Origin of the sequence: Streptomyces sp. Ru62 (assembly GCF_002920615.1) — a bacterium.
GTDB lineage: Bacteria > Actinomycetota > Actinomycetes > Streptomycetales > Streptomycetaceae > Streptomyces.
In genome coordinates, this window is sequence record NZ_PQSU01000024.1 from 129,610 (window position 1) to 151,134 (window position 21,525).

18 protein-coding genes are annotated in these 21,525 nt (G+C 71.5%); 6 read left to right on the plus strand and 12 right to left on the minus strand.

What is annotated here, in order from left to right; translation table 11 throughout:
• On the plus strand, positions 1 to 570 hold the full coding sequence (locus tag C3492_RS29765) for a flavin reductase family protein (protein WP_258055961.1): 570 nt from the start codon (positions 1 to 3) through the stop codon (positions 568 to 570).
• Position 571: 1 nt separating this feature from the next.
• The gene (locus C3492_RS29770) at positions 572 to 1,057 is read left to right on the plus strand and encodes an aminoacyl-tRNA deacylase (protein ID WP_103815724.1); all 486 of its coding nucleotides are present in this window, start codon (positions 572 to 574) and stop codon (positions 1,055 to 1,057) included.
• 122 nt (positions 1,058 to 1,179) lie between these two features.
• On the opposite strand, the gene C3492_RS29775 is transcribed toward C3492_RS29770, so the two are convergent.
• Genes C3492_RS29775 through C3492_RS29795 form a run of 5 tightly spaced genes read right to left on the minus strand, consistent with a single transcriptional unit; the run spans position 1,180 to position 7,071 of the window.
• Positions 1,180 to 2,367: an FAD-binding oxidoreductase gene (locus tag C3492_RS29775; protein ID WP_103815725.1), complete on the minus strand. Its 1,188-nt coding sequence runs from the start codon at positions 2,365 to 2,367 to the stop codon at positions 1,180 to 1,182.
• Positions 2,357 to 3,370 carry an L-tyrosine 3-hydroxylase gene (locus C3492_RS29780; RefSeq protein ID WP_103815726.1) on the minus strand — a complete coding sequence of 338 codons (1,014 nt, stop codon included), beginning with the start codon at positions 3,368 to 3,370 and terminating at the stop codon, positions 2,357 to 2,359. The genes C3492_RS29775 and C3492_RS29780 overlap by 11 nt, the downstream gene beginning before the upstream one ends.
• A complete protein-coding gene (locus C3492_RS29785; protein WP_258055962.1) occupies positions 3,367 to 3,867 on the minus strand; it encodes a VOC family protein in 501 nt (166 codons plus the stop codon). Before C3492_RS29785 ends, C3492_RS29780 begins: the two co-directional genes overlap by 4 nt.
• 24 nt (positions 3,868 to 3,891) lie before the next feature.
• Positions 3,892 to 5,694: a gamma-glutamyltransferase family protein gene (locus C3492_RS29790; protein WP_103815728.1), complete on the minus strand. Its 1,803-nt coding sequence runs from the start codon at positions 5,692 to 5,694 to the stop codon at positions 3,892 to 3,894.
• A gap of 9 nt (positions 5,695 to 5,703) precedes the next feature.
• Complete coding sequence (locus C3492_RS29795; protein ID WP_103815729.1) at positions 5,704 to 7,071, minus strand: TrpB-like pyridoxal phosphate-dependent enzyme; 1,368 nt, start codon at positions 7,069 to 7,071, stop codon at positions 5,704 to 5,706.
• 352 nt (positions 7,072 to 7,423) lie between these two features.
• Here C3492_RS29795 and C3492_RS44815 point away from each other — a divergent pair, with 352 nt between their 5' ends.
• The 3 genes from C3492_RS44815 to C3492_RS29810 all read left to right on the plus strand — a co-directional run bounded on the left by C3492_RS44815 (position 7,424) and on the right by C3492_RS29810 (position 9,743).
• On the plus strand, positions 7,424 to 7,567 hold the full coding sequence (locus C3492_RS44815) for a hypothetical protein (protein ID WP_181140614.1): 144 nt from the start codon (positions 7,424 to 7,426) through the stop codon (positions 7,565 to 7,567).
• Positions 7,568 to 7,698: 131 nt separating this feature from the next.
• Positions 7,699 to 8,448, plus strand: coding sequence for an SAVMC3_10250 family protein (locus C3492_RS29805; protein WP_103815730.1), 750 nt, complete (start codon positions 7,699 to 7,701; stop codon positions 8,446 to 8,448).
• Between the two features lie 515 nt (positions 8,449 to 8,963).
• Positions 8,964 to 9,743 (plus strand): alpha/beta fold hydrolase, encoded by a 780-nt coding sequence (locus tag C3492_RS29810; RefSeq protein ID WP_374938388.1) that lies wholly within the window; start codon positions 8,964 to 8,966, stop codon positions 9,741 to 9,743.
• 82 nt (positions 9,744 to 9,825) lie between these two features.
• On the opposite strand, the gene C3492_RS29815 is transcribed toward C3492_RS29810, so the two are convergent.
• Both C3492_RS29815 and C3492_RS29820 read right to left on the minus strand, forming a co-directional pair.
• Entirely contained in the window at positions 9,826 to 10,695 is an 870-nt protein-coding gene (locus tag C3492_RS29815; RefSeq protein ID WP_103815732.1) for an acyl-CoA thioesterase II, read from the minus strand.
• A 40-nt stretch (positions 10,696 to 10,735) separates the two neighbouring features.
• A complete protein-coding gene (locus C3492_RS29820) occupies positions 10,736 to 13,249 on the minus strand; it encodes an RNA helicase (RefSeq protein ID WP_181140615.1) in 2,514 nt (837 codons plus the stop codon).
• A 145-nt stretch (positions 13,250 to 13,394) separates the two neighbouring features.
• Here C3492_RS29820 and C3492_RS29825 point away from each other — a divergent pair, with 145 nt between their 5' ends.
• Positions 13,395 to 14,189: a metal-dependent hydrolase gene (locus C3492_RS29825; RefSeq protein ID WP_103815733.1), complete on the plus strand. Its 795-nt coding sequence runs from the start codon at positions 13,395 to 13,397 to the stop codon at positions 14,187 to 14,189.
• Positions 14,190 to 14,221: 32 nt separating this feature from the next.
• Here C3492_RS29825 and C3492_RS29830 read toward each other — a convergent pair whose 3' ends face one another.
• The 5 genes from C3492_RS29830 to C3492_RS29850 form a co-directional block, all read right to left on the minus strand.
• On the minus strand, positions 14,222 to 14,485 hold the full coding sequence (locus C3492_RS29830; protein WP_014671210.1) for a type B 50S ribosomal protein L31: 264 nt from the start codon (positions 14,483 to 14,485) through the stop codon (positions 14,222 to 14,224).
• A 45-nt stretch (positions 14,486 to 14,530) separates the two neighbouring features.
• On the minus strand, positions 14,531 to 14,998 hold the full coding sequence (locus C3492_RS29835) for a DUF5709 domain-containing protein (RefSeq protein ID WP_103815734.1): 468 nt from the start codon (positions 14,996 to 14,998) through the stop codon (positions 14,531 to 14,533).
• Positions 14,999 to 15,491: 493 nt separating this feature from the next.
• Positions 15,492 to 17,273, minus strand: a complete 1,782-nt coding sequence (locus C3492_RS29840) for an ABC transporter ATP-binding protein (RefSeq protein WP_103815735.1) — start codon at positions 17,271 to 17,273, stop codon at positions 15,492 to 15,494.
• The gene (locus C3492_RS29845; protein WP_103815736.1) at positions 17,270 to 19,075 is read right to left on the minus strand and encodes an ABC transporter ATP-binding protein; all 1,806 of its coding nucleotides are present in this window, start codon (positions 19,073 to 19,075) and stop codon (positions 17,270 to 17,272) included. The genes C3492_RS29840 and C3492_RS29845 overlap by 4 nt, the downstream gene beginning before the upstream one ends.
• A 465-nt stretch (positions 19,076 to 19,540) precedes the next feature.
• Positions 19,541 to 21,505, minus strand: a complete 1,965-nt coding sequence (locus C3492_RS29850) for an N-acetylmuramoyl-L-alanine amidase (protein ID WP_103815737.1) — start codon at positions 21,503 to 21,505, stop codon at positions 19,541 to 19,543.
• Between the last annotated feature and the right edge of the window lie 20 nt (positions 21,506 to 21,525).

A 21,525-nucleotide genomic window follows, 5' to 3' on the forward strand; every position in this document is an offset into this window, starting at 1 on the left:
ATGTCTGCCACGGCCATCCGGGAAACGACGGTGGGTGAGGGCGACTTCAGGACCCTGATGTCCTTGTTTCCCACCGGCGTCGCGGTCATCGGGGCCCTGGACGGCGCTCGCCGGCCTTGGGGCATGACGTGCTCGTCCCTGTGCAGCGTGTCCCTGAACCCGCCCCTGCTCCTGGTCTGCGTACGAACCGGCAGTCCCACGCTGGCCGCGCTGGAGCACACCGGAGCGTTCAGCGTCAACCTGTTGCACGACTCTGCCCGGGACGTGGCGGAACTGTTCGCCTCGGGCGACCCGGACCGGTTCCGGCGGACGGCCTGGCACCTGCCCGACGCGGCGGCCGGCCCACACCTGCTGGACGCCGCGCACGCCGTGGGCGACTGCCGGGTCGACGGGGTGCGGCAGGCAGGGGACCACACCATCGTCTTCGGCCGGGTGTTCCGCGTCAGTGTCCGCACCGAGCACGGACGGCCCCCGCTGCTGTACGGGCTGCGCCGGTACGCCGCCTGGCCGACGAGCGGTAGCGTGGCGGAGCCCGGCCGGTCCCGGCCGGACCCAGCCGACGAGGAGTGAGATGTCGCAGCCGGCGGAGCCCACCAGTGTCCTGTCGCCCGAGGAGGTGCTCCGCAGGTCCGGGGTGCCGTTCACGGTCTTCGACCACGTCCCGATCGTCGGCCAGGAGGATGCCGAGACCACACTCGGCCTCACCACCGAGCAGTTACTGAAGACCATGGTCTTCCGGACGGCCGACGGCGGCTTCGTGCTCGCCGCCCTGCCCGTCACCGGACGCGTCAACTACGGCCGGCTGGCCCGGGCGGCAGGCGTCTCCCGAGCCAAGCTCCGGCAGGCCGAACCGGGGGAGCTGAGCCTGCTGGGCATGGAACCGGGCGGCGCGAGTCCGGTCTGCGACCTGCCGGACGTCGTGATCGTCTTCGACACGGCGGTAACCCGGATGGGCACCGTGTACTGCGGCAGCGGTCGCGCCGACCGGACCGTACGGATCGAGGCCGCGCAACTGATCGAGCTGGTCGGGCCGAAGATCGAGGAATTGTCCCAGTGACGAGGCAGGCCCTGTCACCCGGTGGCCCGACCTCGGCCGGACGCCCGCCCGGGTGAACCGGAAAGGCGGTGCGAGCCGGACGTTCGGACCGCACCGCCTCCCTCATGAGGGGGACACCCGTCCTACTCCCGGTCGTCGAACCGGGCCGGGGCGAACGGCTCGGCACCCGCCGGCCGCCGGCCGGACACGAGGTACTCCGTCAGGAGCCGGGCCGTGCCCGGGGCCAACGGCATGCCGTCGATGCCGAACCCGGTCAGGAGCCACAGCCCCGCGGCCCCGGACGCCGGGCCGACAATGGGCAGACCGTCGGGGGACATGGGGCGCACTCCCGACCACGCCGCACGCACCGGTGTCTTGGCCAGCACCGGGGCGTGCCGGGCTGCCGCCGCCGCGATCAGCGGGACCGCGACGTCGCCGTCCCGTACGTCATCGAGCTGGAGCGCCGGACCACTGCTGGAACCGAGCACCACCTCTCCACCGGGCAACGGCTGCAACGAGAAGACCACCTGAGTGGCCGTGGCAGCGGGAGCGGCGATGTCGGCCAACAACGGGGGGCCGTTGCGCCTCAAGCCGACCGGGCCGTGCCAGGTGGACTGCATCAGGGTGTGGCGGAACACCGCGCCCGTGACCGGCGCGGTGCGCAGCAGCCAGCCACGTGCCCCGAACACCGGCACATCGCTGCCGGCCTGCTGAGCCAGGCTCCGTGACCACGGCCCCGCCGCGAGCACCACGTTTCCCGCCACCAGCGGTCCGTCGTCCGTGACCACACCGGTGACCCGGTCGCCGGCCGTGGTCAGACCCCGCACCGGGGCGTGCGTCCGGATCTCGGCGCCCGCGCGGGCGGCCCGCCCGGCCAGGGCCGCGGCGGCCAGTACCGGGTGGAGGGCGTACGCCCCCTCGACGATCACCGCCCCCGCCAGGTCAGGCGCGAGGCCGGGTTCCAGATGCCGCAGTTCATCAGTGCTGACCGCGCGGGCCGGGAACCCGGCCGCGGACAGTGCGTGGCCGTGGGCGTGGGCCCGGTCCATGTCCTCCGCGCCCGCCGCGACCAGCAGATAGCCGTGCGGACGGAACCTGAACGGCACCTCGCTCTCCAGCTCGGCCTGTTCGTAGTAGGCGACCGCCTCGGCGAACAGCCCGCCGCACGCGGGCAGCGGACTGGGGAGCAGACCGCCCTGGTTGCGGCCGGTCGCACCGCCGGCCAGGGCGCCGCGCTCCAGCAGAAGCACGCTCAGCCCCTGCCCGGCCAGCCGCTCGGCGACCGTACAGCCCGCTATACCGCCGCCGACCACGATCACGTCATGTGCCATGGGATCCGGTCCCTTCCAACGGGTGCTCGTATACGCGGGTGGGGGAAGGAGCGCGTGCCTCGGGAGAGGCAAGCCGCACGCAGTCGCGGGCGATCCTGCCGAGGAGCTGGGGAACGGTGCGCTCGATCTCCTCGACCCGTGCCGTCCGCAGCGCGTCCGGCTTCTCTGCCCGGCTGGAGGCGGCGGCCGGGTACAGGCCGTTGGCCGCCAGGTCGTCCCGCACCACCCGTATCCGGCGCAGGAGCTGGGCGGCGACCTCCGCGGGGGAACAGGGCGCGCGGAGGGTGAGGAAGTACGTGTCGAAGAGAACCGCCCGGACGTCGCGTGGCAGGGCCCGGCCGTCGCCCGCCGCCGACTGGAGCAACGAGGGGGCGTCGGGCACCAGCTTCCCGGCGATGCCTTCGTGCACGGCGTCATTGAGCGCGCACTCGTCGAGCAGGACGTCTGCCCAGCCGACCCAGGCTTCGGGGAGCCGGCCCCGCAGCAAGGCCCGCACGGGGCCGTAGTCACGGGCCCAGGCACCGCTGAACGCGGGATGGTGCAGTGCCATGCTCGGCCGGATGATCCGGTGGTAGACATCCCGTGTGCACGACGCCGTGTACAGCAGCATGGCCGAGTAGCCGCGCACCAGTCGGGCCGCGGCAGCCACCTCCTCCGGTGGCGCTGGGACGACGGCCTCGGCGGCCCGCCGTCCCAGCTCCTGCCAGAGCATGAAGGTGAGTTGGTGACCGGTGATCCACCGGAACCAGAACAGCTGCTCCTCGGAGCCCGCGGCACCCAGCGGCGTCAGGGCACCCGGGTGCACCGCTCCCGGCTCGGTGCGGGTGCGGGTGCGGGTGGTGCCGAGGAGTTCCGCGTACCGTCGGGTCAGGTGACCGTCGCCGTTGCTCGGCACTGGGGCGGGCGGCAGCACCAGAGGTTCGAGCCCGTAGGCGCGGCCGCCGTACTCGGCGACGCCGGCTTCCAGCAGACCGGTGGTCGAGTTGCCGTCCAGCTCGCTCACCGTCCCTCTGCCTCCACCGGTATGTGGGTGAACTCGTACTCCAGCCCGTTGACGTCGTAGGCGTAGAAGCTGCTCACCCCGTCCGAGTCCACGACGATCTCCGTCGCTGGCTCGGGACGGGCGAAGACGTAGCGTCCGGAGGCGAACAACCGCTGCCAGCGGTCCCGCCAGGCTCGTAACCCTTCGGCCGTCGCGGCGGCCATGCACACGTGCTGGAACTGGAACGTGTCCGGATGCGGGAGGGAGTAGGCGGCCGAGCGGGTGAACAGATGGAACCGCATGCCGGCGGCGGCCACCTCGGTCAGCCGGGTGATGCCGGGCAGACGGTCGCGGGTCAGGTCGGAGAAGGTGTCGAGAGTCCAGGTGGCGGTGCCACGGAAGAAGTCGGTGTACCACGCGACACAGTTGTCGAGGTCGGCCGTTTCGACCGCCAGGTGGTGCAGTCCGGCCCGCAGGGCGCGACCGGTCGCAGGGGGTCCGTCCACAGGGTGGGGCACGGTTCGGGAATCCTTTCCGATGGTTCATCGGGCGACGGCGTACGCCTGCTCGCCGCGCGGTGACGCTGCGGCGCGCAGCAGGCCGTCACCCGGTTCGACGCCCACGGCGCACACCTTGCCCAGCGACCAGTCCGGTACGGAGACCAGAGCGTGCCCGCGGCGGGTGAGGCCGGCTGCGGCCTCGTCGCTGCGACGGCTCTCGATGCGTACTGCGAGCGGCCGGTGCGTACGGGGCGTGAACGAGGAGGGGACGTGCTCGGAGTGGAAGGCGAGTGTCTCGACGGCGCGTTGCAGGTCCAGTCCGAAGTCCGCGTGGGCCAGGAAGAACCCCAGCGTCCACTGGTCCTGCTGGTCCCCGCCCGGCGTGCCGAACGCCAGCCGGGCCTGGCCGTCCTGGAGGACGAGGGTCGGGCTCAGGGTCGTACGGGGCCGCTTGCCCGGTGCCAGGGAGTTGGGGTGCCCCTCCTCCAACCAGGCCATCTGGCCCCGAGTGCCCAGCGGGAAGCCGAGCCCCGGGACCACGGGGGAACTCTTCAGCCAGCCGCCGCTGGGCGTCGCGGCCACCATGTTGCCGTGCCGGTCGGTGACCGTCAGGCAGCAAGTGTCACCTCGGGCCTCGGTCGCCGCCACGACCGGGGGAAACACCGTGGGTAGTCCGTCGTACAACTGGCCCTGCCAGTAGGGTCCAACGGGCGGTTCCGCACGGTCCAGCGGCGGGATCCGTGGCGGCCGTCCCGCCGGCGCACCGGGACGCAGGGTGCCGGAGGCGCGGTCGCCGACCAGTCGGCGGCGTTCGTCGGCGTAGTCCCCGGCCAGCAGCGCGGACAACGGTACGTCGGTGAAGTCCGGGTCGCCGTACCAGGCCTCCCTGTCCGCATAGGCCAGCTTGGCGCACTCGATCACGGTGTGCAGATAGTCGGCGCTGTCCAGGCCCATCGCCGCGAGGTCGAACCCCTCCAGCAGGGCGAGTTGCTGGAGGAACACCGGGCCCTGCGACCAGGGGCCCGGCTTGTGCACCTCCAGACCCCGGTAGGCGCGGTGGACCGTGGCTTCCGTACGCGGTTCCCAGCGAGCCATGTCGTCGCCGGTGAGCAGGCCCCGGTTCCGCCTGCCCGTGGCGTCCAGGGCGGCGGTGCGCAGATGCGCGTCGATGGCCTCGGCGACGAAGCCGCCGTAGAACGCCTGGTGGGCGGCGCGTATCTGCTGCTCACGGCCGGGTCCGGCGGCCTCGGCCTCCTTGATGATCCGCCGGTAGGTCTCGGCCAGCGCTGGGTTGCGCAGCCGGGAACGGGGCCGGGGCGGCGCGCCGTCCACCAGATATGTGCGGCCGGACTGCGTCCACTCATCGCGGAACAGCTCCGCGAGAACGGCGATGGCCTCGGCCGCCTTCGGAAGGACCGGGTAACCGTCCGCCGCGTAACCGACGGCGTACTGGAGGACCTGCGCGAGCCGCATCGTGCCGTGTTCCTCCAGCAGCCGCAGCCAGGCCCCGAACGCGCCGGGGACCGTGGCCGGGAGCAGACCGGAGCCGGGGATCCGGAGCAGGCCCAGCGCCTGGAACGCCTCCGGTGTCGCCGCCTGCGGCATCGGCCCCTGCCCGCAGATCACCTGGGCGCGACCCGATGCGGCGTCGAAGAAGAGGATCGGCACATCGCCGCCGGGCCCGTTCAGATGGGGTTCCACCACCTGGAGTACGAAGCCTGTTGCGGCGGCGGCGTCGAAAGCGTTGCCACCGGCCTCCAGGGTCGCCATGCCCGCCGCGGAGGCCAGCCAGTGTGTCGAGGACACCGCGCCGAACGTACCCCGCAGTTCGGGACGCGTCGCCATGACCGCCCCTCAGACCGAGGCGGAGGGCGACGGCAGATCGCTCAGGCTTGCCGCGATCTGCTCGTCCGTGACCGTCGGATTCTCCATCGTCCCGGCCAGGAAGGAGTCGAAGGCGGCCAGGTCGAAGTTGCCGTGCCCGGAGACGTTGAACAGGATGACCCGTTCCTCCCCCGCCTCGCGGGCAGCCAGCGCCTCGACGAGCGCCGCCTTCAGCCCGTGCGACGACTCGGGGGCGATGACGAAGCCCTCGCTCCGCGCGAAGCGCACCGCCGCATCGAAGATCTCTGTCTGGGGAAAGGCCCGGGCCTCCACCAGACCGTGCTCCTTCAGCAGGCACAGGCTGGGCGCGTCGCCGTGGTAGCGGAGGCCGCCGGCGTGGATGGAGCCGGGGATGAAGCCGTGTCCCAGGGTGTGCATGTACAGGGGCGGGGTCAGACCGGTGGTGTCCGGGTAGTCGTAGGCCAGCTTGCCGCGGGTGAGTGTGGGGCATGCCTCGGGCTCGGCGGCGACGAACCGGGTCCGCGGGCGTTCGCCGCTCAGCCGGTCCCGCAGGAACGGGTAGGCGAGCCCGGCGTAGTTGGAGCCGCCGCCGACACAGCCGATCACCACATCGGGGTACTCGCCCATGATCTCCATCTGCTTCCTGGCCTCCAGACCGATCACGGTCTGGTGCAGCAGCACGTTGTTCATGATGGAGCCCAGCGCGAACTTGGTGTCGTCGCGGCTCAGCGCGTCCGCCACGGCCTCGCTGATGGCGATGCCGATGCTGCCGGGCGAGTCCGGGTCCTGGGCCAGGACCTGACGGCCGGCCTCGGTCCGCCGGGTGGGCGAGGCGTAGACCTGGGCGCCCCAACTCTGCATCAGCGACTTGCGGTAGGGCTTCTGCTCGAAGGACGCGCGGACCATGTAGACGTTCACTTCCAGCCCGAACAGCGCACCGGCGAATGACAGCGCGGAACCCCACTGGCCGGCCCCGGTCTCCGTGGTCAGCCGGCGGACGCCCTCCTCGGCGGCGTAGTACGCCTGGACGACCGCGGTGTTCGGCTTGTGGGAGCCCGAGGGGGACACGCCCTCGAACTTGAAGTAGATGTGTGCCGGGGTGTCGAGCGCGCGCTCCAGTCGCTCCGCCCTGACCAGCGGGGAGGGCCGCCAGATCTTGTAGACGTCCCGCACCCGCTCCGGGATCTCCACCCAGCGGTCCTGCGTGAACTCGTGCTCGATGACCTTCTGCGGAAGCAGGTCGACCAGATCCCCGGGCTGCAGCGGAGCCATCGTCATGGGGTTGAGAGGGCCGGGGAGAGGCGTGGGAAGATCGGGAAGGATGTTGTACCAACGGTCGGGCAGGTCGGTCTCGGAAAGCAGGACTCGCTTCAACACCGGTGATTCCCTTCGGACGCCACGACATTCCTGCTGCAGGATCATAGGAAGGGGAAAGCCGGACAGCTTCGCCCTTTCTGCTTGCTTGCAGGGATGAGCACTCGGCAGATCTGACTAGTCACAAATGCGCACGACTGCCCACCCTGCCCGGATGCAGACTGGCCGCTCGAATTCACTGCGAGCGGCACGGCGACACCGTCGTGATAGTCAGCGAAATGCATATCGGCATCACCGCGGGGGGAGTGCGAAAGGAATTGACCAACCGCGCGCTCGGAGTGTGGGCCCGTGTCGATGGCAGATGGAGGTTCCTCGCGCACCGAGCCACGGCGAAGCGGTAGGGGAGCCGTACCCGGTGCGGACGGTCCCCGAGGTCAACCAGGGCGCCATCGTCCACACCCCGCTGCCGACGTCGCCGCAGCCCGGCCACTTCGGGCGCGTGCCTGCACCGGGCGCGGCCTCGGCGTACTCGTACGGCAGTCGGCGGATCGGGGGATGACGGGGCCGGACGGCCTGCACGGCCGACAACCTCCACGGCACGGTAGAGGTCCTGCCTGCGTTTTCACGGCGGCCGCGCCAGAGTCCCGGCCCGGTCCCTAGAATCAGGGCACTCGACGTGGGGGTGGCTCAATGCAGGAATTGGTCTACTTGTCGGACGCCAAGTTGCGGCAGTTCGTCCCCGAAGGGAGGCCCCTGACCTGGCTCCGACGCCTGACCAGGGCACGCATGGATGTCACAACGCCTGCAGGAGGGGGCGGCGTCGAGGTAGAGCTGGCAGAGGCCCAGAACGAGCAGGGCGTCCCAAGTCGTCTCGCTGCAGTGATGAAGCATCTCGACGAGCGCTCACTCTGGTACCAGGACCCAGAGGCTCGTGCGGGACGGTGGGTGTACTTCGAAGCCGCCTTCAACACCGTCGTCGTAGAAACCGGTGAGAGCTCAAGAACTGTCTTGTTTCTGGACTCGACGGCAACGGGGGCAATCGAGTCGGAGCGCAACAGGATCGGGCTCCTCCTTCATGGCAGTGCCCATCATTTGCGAGTCGACATATCCCCCACCATCTCCCGAATGTCACTGTACGGCATCGTCGGAAGTGGGCTCCACATGGCCATGCGCCGTCTTGAGACAACTCCTGCGCTTCCAGCAGCGGAACGCCTGCTTGAGACAGAAATCGAGCCCGTTGAACTGCCGGGCGCCGAGCGAAACAGGTTCTTGGCAAGATTCATCCAGGCGAGCAGTATGAGCCGTGAAACCGCGGCTTGGATGCGCGGTTACGCACGGGTGACGATGCGAGCGGACCTACCCGAGCACCGTGCCGGACTGCCATCGGTGCTCGCGGCAACACCGCTGTACGTCGAGTATGCGCACGACCTACCTGAGTGAGGCATGGCAGTCGGGTCTCCGCGGCCGGGAGAACGAGTGGGCGACCTGGCAGCCGCCGACGCCGACGCCGACTCCCGGGCCGGACCGACGCGTATCCCGTTGTTTCATCAAGGCCAGTAGGCAGTGGCACCCTTGTGGCCGGCATGCTTGCCCCAGGCCTGGGCTTCAAGGTGCCAGCCACTGCCGTGCCGGTACTTGACAGCTGCTCGCGACCGGACTGTGCCGGGCGCCCGCCGGGCTGACAGGACGCCCTATGGCCGATTCACCGTGGCCCTCGGGCGTGGCGGGCCTGGCCGTGCCACCGGAGCGGCAGTGCTCCTGCTCGCCGACCGGTTGCCCTGGTCCTGGTCGGGGTGCGCATCGACGGCTCCAAGGGACTGGTCGCGCTCGTCGCTCTCGTCCGGGCCGGGGCCCGCTTCGAACGCGGCCGGCTCGTCGAGCGCCCCGAGGCGGTTGCGGCATGATCGAGGCCAGCCGATTCTCTGGGGGCCGACGTGACATGGTCTGAACGCGTGGTGGTGCGAGAAGGTGTCCGGCTTGCCTGCCGGGACTGGGGCGGGCCGGGACAGCCCGTCGTGCTGCTGCACGGCCTGGCCGGTCACGCGGGTGAATGGGACGTGCTGGCACGGAGGTTGAGTTCCCGGTATCGGGTCGTCGCGGTCGACCAGCGCGGGCACGGCGCCAGCGAGCGCCACCCGCGGGACGTCTCCCGCGCCGCCTACGTCGCCGATGTCAGGGCCGTTGTCGATCAGCTTGCGCTGCAGCGGCCCGTCCTGGTCGGCCAGTCGCTGGGCGGACACACCGCCATGCTCACTGCCGCCGCACATCCCGAAGCCGTCCGCGCGCTGGTGCTCGTCGAGGCGGGCCCCGGCGGCCCGAACCCGGACGGCCCTGCGGACATCGGCGGATGGCTCGACTCATGGCCGACACCGTTCCCCTCACGCGAAGCGGCAGCCGCGTTCCTCGGCGGCGGACCGGTCGGCGCCGGCTGGGCGGCCGGGCTGGAGGAACGCGAGGGCGGCTGGTGGCCCCGCTTCGACCGGGACGTGATGGTCCGGTCGCTGGCGGAGAACGCCCAGCGCTCCTTCCGGCACGAGTGGGGGCAGGTCGCCTGCCCCACCCTGGTCGTCCTGGCCCGATCCAGCTTCATCCCCGCGCAGGAAGCCGACGAGATGCTCCGGCAGCGACCCGCCACCATGGCCATGAGCATCCCCGGCACCGGCCACGACCTGCACCTTGAACAGCCCGAGATCCTGCACAACGCGCTCGCGGGCTTCCTTGAGGGCCTCGCCTGAAGCTCCTGCGCGGCCACAGGGCACTGAAGGCCAACCAGCCGCGTTCCCCACCTCGCAGGGCAACACAACGCGAAACCGCCGGTCAGCCCAGTTTTCGGAACAGCCCCTCCTGTACCACGGACACGATCAGTTGCCCCTGCAGGTTGTAGATGCGGCCCCTGGCGAGGCCGCGGCCACCCACCGCGATCGGTGACTCCTGGTCGTACAGGAACCACTCGTCCGCACGGAACGGCCGGTGGAACCACATGGCGTGGTCCAGCGAGGCCATGTCGAAGTTCCGCGGCCCCCACAGGGGCTCCACCGGGAGGCGCACCGCGTCCAGGAGGGTCATGTCGCTCGCGTAGGTGAGCGCGCACGTGTGGATCAGCGGGTCGTCACCGAGCGGGCCGACGGCGCGCATCCACACGGCGCTGCGCGGCTCGGCGCCGTCGATCTCCTCGGCGTTCCAGCGCAGCCGGTCGACGTACCGGATGTCGAACGGCTGGCGGCGCGCCATCCGCTCCAACTGCTCGGGCAGGGCTCCCAGATGCTTGCGGATCTCCTCGGAGACCGTCGGCAGCGACTCGGGGTCCGGCACCTCGCGGGCCGGTGGCAGCTGGTGCTCGAACGGTCCTTCCTCAGGCTTGTGAAAGGAGGCGGTCAGATTGAAGATCGTGCGGCCCTGCTGCACGGCCGTGACCCGGCGGGTCGTGAAGGAGCGTCCGTCGCGGACCCGCTCCACCTGGTACACGATCGGCACGCCCGGCCGGCCCGGACGCAGGAAGTACGCGTGCAGCGAGTGCACCGGGCGCTCGCCGTCCGTGGTGCGGCCGGCGGCGACCAGCGCCTGGCCAGCCACCTGGCCGCCGAAGACCCGTTGCAGGGACTCCTGCGGGCTGCGGCCACGGAAGATGTCGACCTCTATCTGCTCCAGGTCGAGGAGGTCGACCAGTCTCTCGGCCGGATTCGTCATCGGTGGGGTTCTCCTTGGCTTGCCACTGGCCGGGGACGGTTCACAGCTGGCCTACGTCGGTGACGCGGACGATCGCGCGCCCCTCGGCGTCGGAAGCCGCGAGGTCGATCTCCGCGCTGATGCCCCAGTCGTGGTCGCCGTTCGGGTCGTCGAAGATCTGGCGGACGCGCCAGAGGCCGTTCTCCGGCTCCTCGTGGATGACGAGCAGCTTCGGGCCGCGGGCGTCGGGGCCGGTGCCGAGGTCGTCGTACTCGTCCCAGTACTTGTCCATCGCCTCGCCCCACGCCTCGGCGTCCCATCCGGACTCGGCGTCCAGCTCGCCCAGTTCCTCGACCTGGTCCAGGGCGGCCAGCTCCACGCGGCGGAACATGGCGTTGCGGACCAGGACGCGGAAGGCGCGGGCGTTGGTGGTGACCGGCTTGACCTCGTCCGCCTTCTCCTGGGCCTCCTCGGCGGTCATCTCCTCCGGGTTGGCGAGCTGCTCCCACTCGTCCAGCAGGCTGGAGTCGACCTGGCGCACCATCTCGCCCAGCCACTCGATCAGATCCTGCAGATCCTCGGACTTCAGGTCGTCCGGGATGGTGTGGTCCAGGGTCTTGTAGGCGCCGGCGAGGTAGCGCAGGACGATGCCCTCGGTGCGGGCCAGCTCGTAGAAGGACACCAGCTCGGTGAAGGACAGGGCCCGCTCGTACATGTCCCGGACCACCGACTTCGGCGACAGCGGGTGGTCGCCGACCCACGGGTGGCTCTTGCGGTAGGTGTTGTACGCGTGGAAGAGCAGCTCTTCCAGCGGCTTCGGGTACGTGACGTCCTGGAGGCGCTCCATGCGCTCCTCGTACTCGACGCCGTCCGCCTTCATCGCGGCCACGGCCTCGCCGCGCGCCTTGTTCTGCTGGGCGACGAGGATCTGCCGGGGGTCGTCCAGGGTGGATTCGACGACGGAGACCATGTCGAGCGCGTAGGACGGCGACTCGGGGTCGAGGAGTTCGAACGCGGCCAGGGCGAACGTGGACAGTGGCTGGTTCAGCGCGAAGTCCTGCTGGAGGTCGACGGTGAGCCGGACGATGCGGCCCTCGGCGTCCGGCTTGTCCAGCTTCTCCACGATCCCGCCGTCCAGCAGCGAGCGGTAGATCGCGATCGCCCGGCGGATGTGCCGCAGCTGCTGCCGGCGCGGCTCGTGGTTGTCCTCCAGAAGATGGCGCATCGCCTCGAACGCGTTGCCCGGCCGGGCGATCACCGACAGCAGCATCGTGTGCGTCACGCGGAATCGCGAGGTCAGCGGCTCCGGCTCCGACTCGATCAGCTTCTGGAAGGTGTTCTCCGTCCAGCCGACGAAGCCCTCCGGCGCCTTCTTGCGCACCACCTTGCGCCGCTTCTTCGGGTCGTCGCCCGCCTTCGCCAGCGCCTTCTCGTTCTCGATGACGTGCTCAGGCGCCTGTGCGACCACGAGCCCCGCCGTGTCGAAGCCGGCCCGGCCGGCCCGGCCCGCGATCTGGTGGAACTCACGGGCCCGCAGCGTGCGCACCCGGCTGCCGTCGTACTTGGTCAGCGCGGTGAACAGCACCGTGCGGATCGGTACGTTGACGCCCACGCCGAGCGTGTCCGTGCCGCAGATGACCTTGAGCAGACCGGCCTGGGCGAGCTTCTCCACCAGGCGCCGGTACTTGGGCAGCATGCCGGCGTGGTGCACGCCGATGCCGTGCCGGACGTAGCGCGAGAGGTTACGACCGAACTTGGTCGTGAAGCGGAAGTTGCCGATCAACTCGGCGATCTGGTCCTTCTCCTCGCGCGAGCACATGTTGATGCTCATGAGCGCCTGCGCCCGCTCCACGGCCTGCGCCTGCGTGAAGTGCACGATGTACACCGGCGCCTGCTTGCTCTCCAGCAGGTCGGTGAGCGTCTCGGTGAGCGGGGTCAGCTTGTACTCGTAGGAGAGGGGCACCGGGCGGGTCGCCGAACGGACCACCGACGTGGGGCGGCCGGTGCGGCGGGTGAGGTCCTTCTCGAAGAAGGACACATCGCCCAGAGTGGCCGACATCAGGATGAACTGCGCCTGTGGCAGTTCCAGCAGCGGGATCTGCCAGGCCCAGCCGCGGTCACCCTCGGCGTAGAAGTGGAACTCGTCCATGACGACCTGGCCGACATCCGCGTCCTTGCCGTCGCGCAGCGCGATCGATGCCAGCACCTCGGCGGTGCAGCAGATGACGGGCGCGTCGGCGTTCACGGAGGCGTCGCCGGTGAGCATGCCGACGTTCTCGGTGCCGAAGAGCTTGCACAGCTCGAAGAACTTCTCCGACACCAGGGCCTTGATCGGCGCCGTGTAGAAGGTGACCTCGTCCCGGGCCAGCGCGGCGAAGTGCGCGCCCGCGGCGATCATGCTCTTGCCGGAGCCGGTGGGCGTCGAGACGATCACGTTCGCCCCGGAGACCACCTCGATCAGCGCCTCTTCCTGGTGGGGGTAGAGGGTGAGGCCGCGCTCCTGCGCCCACGACTCGAAGGCTTCGTACAGGGCGTCGGGGTCGGCGGTCGGCGGCAGCTGATCGATGAGGGTCACGCCCCCATCTTGCCTGGCCTTCCGCCCGAGCGGGGAATCGGCTGGGGATGCGAAGATCACGACCGCTACGCTGTGTCGCCGACGCGGCGTCAGCGCACCAGGTCAACTGGTCAGCGGCACACGAGGAATGGGGCGGGAAGCGGCCATGATGGGACCAGCACACTCACTGTCGGGGGCCGCGGCCTGGCTCGGCGTCGGAGCCGCCACCGCGGCGGCCGGACACCCGATGCCCTGGCCGGTCCTCCTCTCCGGCGCCCTGATCTGCGCCGGCGCCGCACTCGCCCCGGACCTCGATCACAAGGCCGCCACCATCTCCCGGGCCTTCGGCCCGCTCTCCCGCTGGCTCTGCGAGATCGTGGACAAGCTGTCCTACGCGGTCTACAAGGCGACCAGGAAACAGGGCGACCCGCGGCGCTCCGGTGGGCACCGCACGCTGACGCACACCTGGCTGTGGGCCGTTCTGATCGGCGCCGGCTGCTCGGCCGCTGCGATCACGGGGGGCCGCTGGGCGGTACTGGCGATCCTGTTCGCGCACATGGTGCTCGCCATCGAAGGTCTGCTGTGGCGGGCGGCGCGGGGCTCCAGCAGCGATGTCCTGGTCTGGCTGCTGGCGGCGACCAGCGCGTGGATCCTGGCGGGAGTGCTGGACAAACCGGGCAACGGCTCCGACTGGCTGTTCACCGCGCCCGGGCAGGAGTACCTCTGGCTGGGACTGCCGGTCGTGCTGGGCGCGCTGGTGCACGACATCGGGGACGCGCTGACCGTGTCCGGCTGCCCGATCCTGTGGCCGATCCCGATCGGCCGCAAGCGCTGGTACCCGCTGGGGCCGCCGAAGGCGATGCGGTTCCGGGCGGGCAGCTGGGTCGAGCTGAAGGTGCTGATGCCGGTGTTCATGCTGCTCGGGGGAGCGGGCTGCGCCGCTGCCCTCAACGTGATCTGAGGGAGTCCGGGGGGTTGAGGACGCCCTCCCGGTCAGGTCGCCTCGCCCGCGTCCGCCGCACCGTACCGGCGCTCGAAGCGGGCGATGCGGCCCTCGGTGTCGACCGTGCGGGCCTTGCCCGTGTAGAAGGGATGGCTCTCCGAGGAGATCTCCACGTCGATCACCGGGTAGGTCTGGCCGTCGTCCCACTCGATGGTCTGCTCGCTCCGCGCGGTGGACCGGGTCAGGAAGGCGTAGCCGGCGGCGCGGTCACGGAAGACCACGGGGTGGTAGTCGGGGTGCTTGTCCTGCTGCATGGCGGCTCCTTGCGCGGGGCGCTCGGGACGGCCGAAGGGCCGTGCTCAGCCGGGGAGGGAGTCCTCGTCGACGATGTGCATCGCGGCTTCCTCCGCGGAGGCGGCGGCACCGTCGATGCCGACGTCGGTCGCGACGAGGGCGGCCTCCTCGTCCTCGTGCGCACCCTCGTCGGGGGCCACCAGCCGGCCGGAGCGGAAGTTGCCGACCTCGTTGTCCAGAGGCTCGCCGTCCGTGCCGTCGACGTCGCCGATGCCGTCGCCGTCGGGAGCGGCGAGGTCCGGCTGCTCCTCGGCGAGCCGCTGGTCGAGGGTCTCGCCCGCCTGGCGTTCGGCCGCCGTCACGCCGGTGTGCTCGACCGCCCACGGGCGCTCTGGAGGGGACCAGCCGCGGTCGAGGGGTTCGGCGACGCCGTCGAAATCCAGGGTGTCCTCGACGTCGAGCACCCCCGAGTCCTCCGGGATCTCCGAGGGATCGGGCTGGTAGACGTCGTCCCCCCAGCCGTCCGTGTCCACGACTACCTCCAGGTGGTGAGCACGGCCCGGTGCCGTCCCAGTGGGCGGCGGACCGTCGGCACGCAGGGCTCGGGCACAGACCATGAACCAGCAGGTTCCCGGACACACCCCGACCCGGTGCCGCTTTCCAGCCTTCCACCCCTGCTCGGCACCGCGCAACGGCACGGGTCCCGGCGGGGCCGCGCGCCCATGCCCCCAGGGCCTGGCCGGACTCGCCGGCGCCCGGCCCCGGCAACCCGGTGGCCGGACGACCCGGTGCCCCGGGGCCGCGACCGTGGCGACGGCTTCCACGCCGGCGAGGACGGGCTTCGCCGGCGGCCGAACCCAACGGCCCTGCCCTCCCCGTCCACCCCCTCCTCCCCCTCCTCCCCGTCCACCCCCTCCACCCCGCCGCCTACCCAGCCACCCGCACCGACCTAGCAGCCCCAGCTACCACCGCCACCACCTCCGTCGGCCAAGCCGCCTCCCTCGCTGTGGCCCCGCCGTCCAGGTCTCACCCGTGCCAGGACCGCCACAGCGCCGCGTACGCTCCCTCCGCCGCCACCAGCTCCTCGTGGCTGCCCAGCTCGCTGATGCGGCCGTTCTCGACGACGGCGATCACGTCGGCGTCGTGGGCGGTGTGCAGACGGTGGGCGATGGCGACGACGGTGCGGCCGTCGAGGACACGCGCCAGCGAGCGTTCCAGGTGACGGGCAGCGCGCGGATCGAGCAGCGAGGTCGCCTCGTCCAGGACCAGCGTGTGCGGATCGGCCAGCACCAGCCGGGCAAGCGCGATCTGCTGGGCCTGTGCCGGGGTCAGGGCCAGGCCGCCGGAGCCCACCTCGGTGTCCAGGCCGTCGTCCAGCGCCCGCGCCCACCCGTCCGCGTCGACCGCTCCGAGGGCGGCCCACAGCTCGGCGTCCGTTGCGCCGGTGCGGGCCAGCAGGAGATTGTCGCGCAGGGATCCCACGAAGACGTGGTGCTCCTGGTTGACGAGGGCCACGTGGGAGCGGACGCGTTCCGCGGGCATCCGGGACAGCTCCGCCCCGCCCAGGGTGACCCGGCCGTCCCGGGGCGCGTAGATCCCGGCGAGCAGTCGGCCCAGCGTGGACTTGCCCGCGCCGGACGGCCCGACGAGGGCGAGGCGGGTGCCCGGCGCGACCCGCAGGGAGACCTTCCGCAGCACGTCGACGCCCTCGCGGTAGCCGAAGTGCACGCGGTCGGCGTGCACGGCCCGGCCGTCGGGGGCCAGCGCGGCCTCCCCGGCCTCCGGCTCGATGTCCCGCACGCCGACCAGCCGGGCCAGCGACACCTGGGCAACCTGCACCTCGTCGTACCAGCGCAGGATCAGGTTCACCGGGTCGACCAGCATCTGCGCGATGAGCGCGCCAGTGGTCAGCTGGCCCACTCCGATCCAGCCGTGCAGGACGAAGACACCGCCGACCATCAGGACCGAACCGAGCACGAGGAGGTGGACGGTGTTGATGACCGGGAAGAGCACGGAGCGGAGCCAGAGCGTGTAGCGCTCCCATGCGACCCACTGCGTGATCCTCCGCTCCGACAGGGCCACGCGACGTGCGCCGAGGCGGTGGGCCTCGATGGTGTGGCCCGCGTCCACGGTCTCGGCGAGGGCGGCGGCGACGGCGGCGTACCCGGCGGCTTCCGAGCGGTAGCCGGACGGAGCCCGCTTGAAGTACCAGCGGCAGCCGGCCACCAGGACCGGGACGGCGAGCAGCACGGCGGCGGCCAGCGGCGGGGCCGTCACGACCAGGCCGCCGAGCAGCAGCAGGGCCCACACGACACCGATGGCCAGCTGGGGCACGGCCTCGCGCATGGCGTTGGCCAGGCGGTCGATGTCGGTCGTGATGCGGGAGAGCAGGTCGCCGGTGCCCGCCCGCTCCAGCACGCCCGGCGGCAGTCCGACGGACCGTACGAGGAAGTCCTCGCGCAGGTCGGCCAGCATCCGCTCGCCCAGCATCGCGCCCCGCAGCCGCACCTGCCGGACGAACCCGGCCTGCACGGCCAGCGCGAGCACGAACAGCCCGGCGGTCAGGCCCAGGTGCAGCTCCGCGGCCTTGTCCGTCACCCGCTCGACCAGACCGCCGAGCAGGTACGGGCCCACCATGGAGGCGATCACGGCCACCGTGTTGACGGCGATGAGCAGCAGGAAGGCCCGGCGGTGCCGGCGGAACAGCTCGGTGACGTAGGCGCGTACGGTCGCGGCGGCGCCGACGGGCAGGGTGGTGGCGGTCGTCGGGGCCGCCGGGTCGTACGCCGGTGGCGCAACGCCGATCATGCGCTCTCCTCGATCTCTTCCAGCTCCTGGAGCGTGTCCAGCAGCATGCCCTCGTCGGTCGCGGTCAGTTCCTCGTCGGTCTCGCGGGTCACCACGGCCCGGTACCGCGGCTCGCCGTCGATGAGTTCCCGGTGCACGCCGACCGCCACGACTTCCCCGTCGTGCACCAGGGCGACCCGGTCCGCGCGGTCGAGCAGCAGCGGGGAGGAGGTGAAGACCACCGTCGTCCGTCCTGACCGCAGCCGGCGCAGCCCGTCCGCGATCCGGGCCTCGGTGTGCGAGTCGACCGCGGAGGTCGGTTCGTCCAGCACCAGCACCTCGGGGTCGGTGATGAGCGACCGGGCGAGGGCGAGCCGCTGGCGCTGGCCGCCGGACAGGGAGCGCCCGCGCTCGGTGATCCGGGCGTCCATCGGATCGGCCGCGTCCAGCGAACCCTGCACGAGCGCGTCCAGCACGTCCTCGCACTGTGCTGCCGCCAGCGCGTCCTCGGCCCGTACGGCACCGGAGGCGGGCACGTCGAGCAGTTCGCGCAACGTGCCGGAGAGCAGCACCGGGTCCTTGTCCTGGACGAGGACGGCGGTGCGGGCACTGTCGAGGGGGAGTTCGTCCAGGGGGACCCCGCCGAGCAGCACCGACCGGCCCGGCTCCGTGGGGTGGCCGCCCAGCCGTTCGGCGAGCCTGCCCGCCGCGTCCGGGTCACCGCAGACGACGGCGGTGAACCGGCCGCTGGGAGCGAGCAGACCGGTCGCGGGGTCGTACAGGTCGCCGCCGGGCACCTCGGCCGCGCGGGTGCCGTCGGTGGCCGTGGACCGCTCCAGCGAGAGCACGCGCGCGGCGCGTTTGGCCGAGGGGCGGGAGAAGGAGTACGCCATGGCGATCTCCTCGAAGTGCCGCAGCGGGTAGTTCAGGATCATGACGGCGCTGTAGACCGTGACGAGTTCGCCGACCGTGATCCTGCCCTGGCGGGCCAGCCCGATGCCGTGCCAGACGACGGCGATCAGCAGCAGGCCGGGCAGCAGCACCTGCACGGCGGAGATCAGCGACCACATCCGGGCGCTGCGCACGGCGGCGTGCCGGACCTCCTGCGAGGCCCGGCGGTAGCGGTCGAGGAACAGTTCCTCGCCGCCGATGCCGCGCAGGACCCGCAGGCCGGCGACGGTGTCGGAGGCCAGTTCGGTGGCCCGCCCCGCCTTCTCCCGCTGCACGTCGGCGCGGCGCGTGGCGCGGGGCAGCAGTGGCAGCACCGCGAGCGCCACGACCGGCAGGCCCACGGCGACGACCACGCCGAGCGCGGGCTGGTACGCGAGCAGGCTGACGCAGACGACCAGGACCGTGAGCGCGGCGGCGGTGAACCGGGAGACGGCCTCGACGAACCAGCCGATCTTCTCCACGTCGCCGGTGGAGACGGCCACCACCTCACCGGCGGCCACCCGCCGGGTCAGGGCCGAGCCCAGCTGGGCGGCCTTGCGCGCCAGCAGTTGCTGGACGCGGGCGGCCGCGGTGATCCAGTTGGTGACGGCGGTCCGGTGCAGGAAGGTGTCGCCGACGGCGATGCCCGTTCCGCACAGCAGCATCAGAGCACCCGTCAGGGCGAGCCGGGTGCCGGAGCGGTCGACGGCCGCCTGCACGGCGAGGCCGACGCAGAAGGGGAGGGCGGAGACGGAGACGAAGTGCAGCAGGCCCCAGGCGAGCGACTTCAGCTGCCCGCCCAGCTGGTTGCGCCAGAGCCACCACAGGAATCGGGGACCCGAACGCGCGTCGGGCACGCCCGGATCGGGATACGGAAGGTCTTGAATCTGCATGACGTCCCAGTGGCTCGTGGCAAGGGCAGGGAAGGAGCGGAACGCCGCGGGGAGCGGCGACAAGCCGTGAAAGGTTCGCGCCGCACAGTGGTGAATTTCAAACGGTTTTCTCCGGGGTGCTCGCAATTCACCTCTTTCCGGCCAGGTCCGCCGTTCGGGCCGGCATCGCTGTGCCGTCCAGGACCCGTCGCCCCGCCTGTCGAGCGCCGTGCAGCCGTCCGCCTGCGGCACGACCGCCACCACGCACGGCGCGCGGGGTGCCCATGGCCCGGCCGCACGGACACGCGCCGTCTCCTCCGTCCCGGCGTACCGGCGCGGCTTCGACCACGTCGTCGCCATCGGCCGCAACCGCCCCGGAAGCACCCTGCCGCGCGTCCCCGACCGCCCAGGGGGCAGGACAAGGACGGCGGCATCCGGTTGCACATGGATCGTGTGGAGGGCGGACCGATCCCGGCTTCCGTGGCGTCAGCGCCCGCCCGGACGGGGCGCCTCCTGCCCCTGCGGTCCCGCCGCGCCGGACGAGTCCACCACGTCCACGTCGCTGGCCCGGACGTACGCGAGCCGGTGGCCGAGCTGGATCTCGTAGTACCGCTCCCGGCCCCACACCACCGGGTTGGGCGTGTCGCTGAAGGACTTGGAGGTGTAGGAACTGCCCACGCCGGCCTGGGTCACGTACCGCTGGCCCGCCAGGATCGGGTACGGGAGCGGTGACTCGGCCGGCCCGTCGACGTCCTCCGGGTAGGCGTCCTCCTCGGGGAGGGCGCGGCCGTACGCCGGGATCTCGTCCAGACCTTCCTTCGGTGTGATCATGCGCCCGCTCGCACCGACGGCGGTCGGGTGCTTCTTGGGGTTCTCGAACCACGCTTTGCGGCCCTGGAACCAGATGGCCGTCCAGTCGCCGCTGCGGTCGGCGACGGCGAACGTCTGGCCGGTGGAGACGCGTGACCCCAGGTCGTTGACGTCCTTCGTGGAGTCCTCGCCGTCGGGCTTGCGGCCCGGATCCTGGATCAGCGGGGCCTTCGCGTCCGGTTCGGTGTGCAGGCGGACGGCGCTGGAGCCGTGCGGCGGGCACGGTTTGCCGCTGCCGCCGCATCCCGTGTAGTCGGGCTTGTGCCGGGCGAAGTCCGGCAGGATCGTCACCATGTCGCTGTCCGGGCCCGCCGTGGCCTTCAGCGGCGCTCCGAGGAGGTCGAAGTAGTGCCGCCAGTCCCAGAAGGGACCGGGGTCGTCGTGCATGTCGGGGATGGTGTCGGCGGTCGGGGCGGGCACGTTGTCGTGGCCGAAGATGTGCTGCCGGTCGAGCGGGATGCTGTACTTCTGCGCCAGGTACCGCACCAGGCGCGCCGAGGCCTGGTACATCCGCTCCGTGTACCAGGTTCCGGGCTGCGTGAGGAACCCCTCGTGCTCGATGCCGATCGAGCGGGCGTTCACGAACTGGCTGCCGGAGTGCCAGGCCTCGTCCTTGGTCCTGACGTGCTGGGTGACATGGCCGTCGCTGGAGCGGATCGAGTAGTGCCACGACGACTCCGTCGGGTCCTGCACCGTCTGGAGCATGCTCGGCAGCTCGGCCTCGGTGTCGTGGATGACGATGTACTCGATCGGCTGGTCCCGGGGCCGGTCGGCCAGGTCGTGGTTGCCGTAGTCGCCGTCGTCGATCTCCTCGTACGGCGCGCCGAGCCAGTCACAGGCCAGTTCGGCGGGGCACTCGACCTGCTTCGGCCGCTGTGGGCCCTGCGCCCGGGGGGTGTGGGGGTGCGGCTGCAGGCTGGGGGTGGCGGGGAGCGCGACGTCCTGTCCTTCGGCGGTGGTGCGGTGCGCTCCCCGCCGGATCAGGGCGAAGACGTCGTCGGCGTAGGCCGCGGCTGACGCGACGTCACGGGTGCCGGGGAAGCGCGCGACCGTCTCCCACCAGTCCGCCGGGTCGGTGCTCAGGGGCTTGCCGAGCTGTCGCTGGGTGGCCGCGAGAAGTGCCGCTCCGCCGCGGACGTTGGCGACGGCGTCCGTGCGCAGTCGTTCGGCCGGGACCTGGATCAGGCGGGCCGCGTTCCGCAGGTCCGCCGGCTGCACGGCGTGGCCCGCCGTGGCACCCGTGTCCGGCGTGGCGCCCCTGGCGGGCGTTCCCGCCGCGCCCGTGAGGGGCTGGGTCTGACCGTCGAGCGGTGCCTGTGGTTCGGACGGCGCGGCCGAGGCATGGAGGCTGTCGGTGTCCACCAGGTGCATGGGCCCGAAGCCGCCGGCGACGCTGGGCGCGCCCGGGTGGGAGTCCCAGCGGGACTGCATGTAGGACACGCTCATGAGCACACTGCGCGGCACGTGGAACTCGCGCGCGGCGTTCGTGAAGGCGTCCTGCAGAAGCCGGTCGTCCGCGTCGTCGGCGCCGGACATCGGCAGGATCAGCAGCGGCGGCAGCAGAGCCGCCCCCGCGATCACACAAGCCGTACGGCGGCACC